The organism is Pseudomonas sp. MD330_10 (assembly GCF_042610415.1).
Lineage (GTDB): Bacteria > Pseudomonadota > Gammaproteobacteria > Pseudomonadales > Pseudomonadaceae > Aquipseudomonas > Aquipseudomonas rhodesiae.
The window spans coordinates 1-1,007 of record NZ_JBHGZU010000043.1 but is presented as its reverse complement, the minus strand read 5'-3'; the positions used below and the strand labels follow the sequence as shown (position 1 = coordinate 1,007).

1 protein-coding gene and 1 pseudogene are annotated in these 1,007 nt (G+C 63.5%); both read right to left on the bottom strand.

Features of this window, described 5'->3' with window-relative positions; genetic code table 11:
• Positions 1-728, bottom strand: a 728-nt coding sequence (locus ACFZPT_RS26525; RefSeq protein WP_379555940.1) for an L-arabinose ABC transporter permease AraH, incomplete at its 3' end; no start/stop codon positions are given.
• 9 nt (positions 729-737) lie between these two features.
• Positions 738-1,007: pseudogene (araG, locus tag ACFZPT_RS26520) on the bottom strand (L-arabinose ABC transporter ATP-binding protein AraG); the annotation flags it as partial.

Here is a 1,007-nt window from a genome sequence, read left to right as displayed (position 1 = left end):
GTCATGCGTGAGGCCAAAATCACGCCGGCCAGGGCACCGATCAGGCCGTGTACGGCGAAGATCAGGATCTTGGTGCGATCCACATTCACGCCCGCCAGCAACGCCGCTTCCGGGTTGCCGCCGATGGCCATGGTGTTGCGCCCATAGGTGGTGTAGTTGAGCAGCCAGCCGAAAAACACGAAGCACACCAGGGTGATCAGGATCGGCACCGGCACGCCGAACAGTTGGCCGTTGCCGAAGATAAAGAACTGCTCCTGGGACACCCCCACCGCTTTGCCGTCGGCAAAAATGTAGGCCAGGCCGCGCACGATTTGCATGGTTGCCAGCGTGGTGATCAGCGCGTTGACCCGCAGTTTGGCGATCACGATGCCGTTGATCAGCCCCACCACCAGGCCCATCAGCAACGCCGCGCCAATGCCCAGCATGACGCTGTCGGTGTCGCGCATGACGATGGCCGCGACCACCCCGGCGCAGGCGATCACCGAGCCCACCGACAGGTCAAAATGCCCCGAGGCCAGGCAGAACAGCATGGTGCAGGCGGCGATGCCCACGGTGGAAATCGCCAGGCCCAGGCCGCGCATGTTCAGCGGCGAGAGGAAGTTGTCGATCAGCAAGGCGCACAACACGAAGATGGCGATGGCCGCCAGCAGCATCGCCCAGTTGTCGAGCAAGGCGCGCATGTCCAGGGGTTTGCGTGCCGTGGGCAGCGCGTTGTTTTGAGTGGTCATGGTTTTCTCTCAGTTCGTCACGCGGCGCGGCAAGGCCAGCTGCAGCAGGTTGGATTCAGTGGCGTGTTCGCGCGGGTGTTCGCCGCGCAGCGCGCCTTCGCACAGCACCAGGATGCGGTCGGCGATGCCCATCACTTCCATCAGGTCGCTGGACACCACGATCACCGCGATGCCCTGCGCCGCCAGGTTGTGGATGATCTGATAGATCTCGGCCTTGGCGCCGATGTCGATGCCGCGGGTCGGTTCGTCGAGCAACAGCACTTTCATCGGCATCGACAG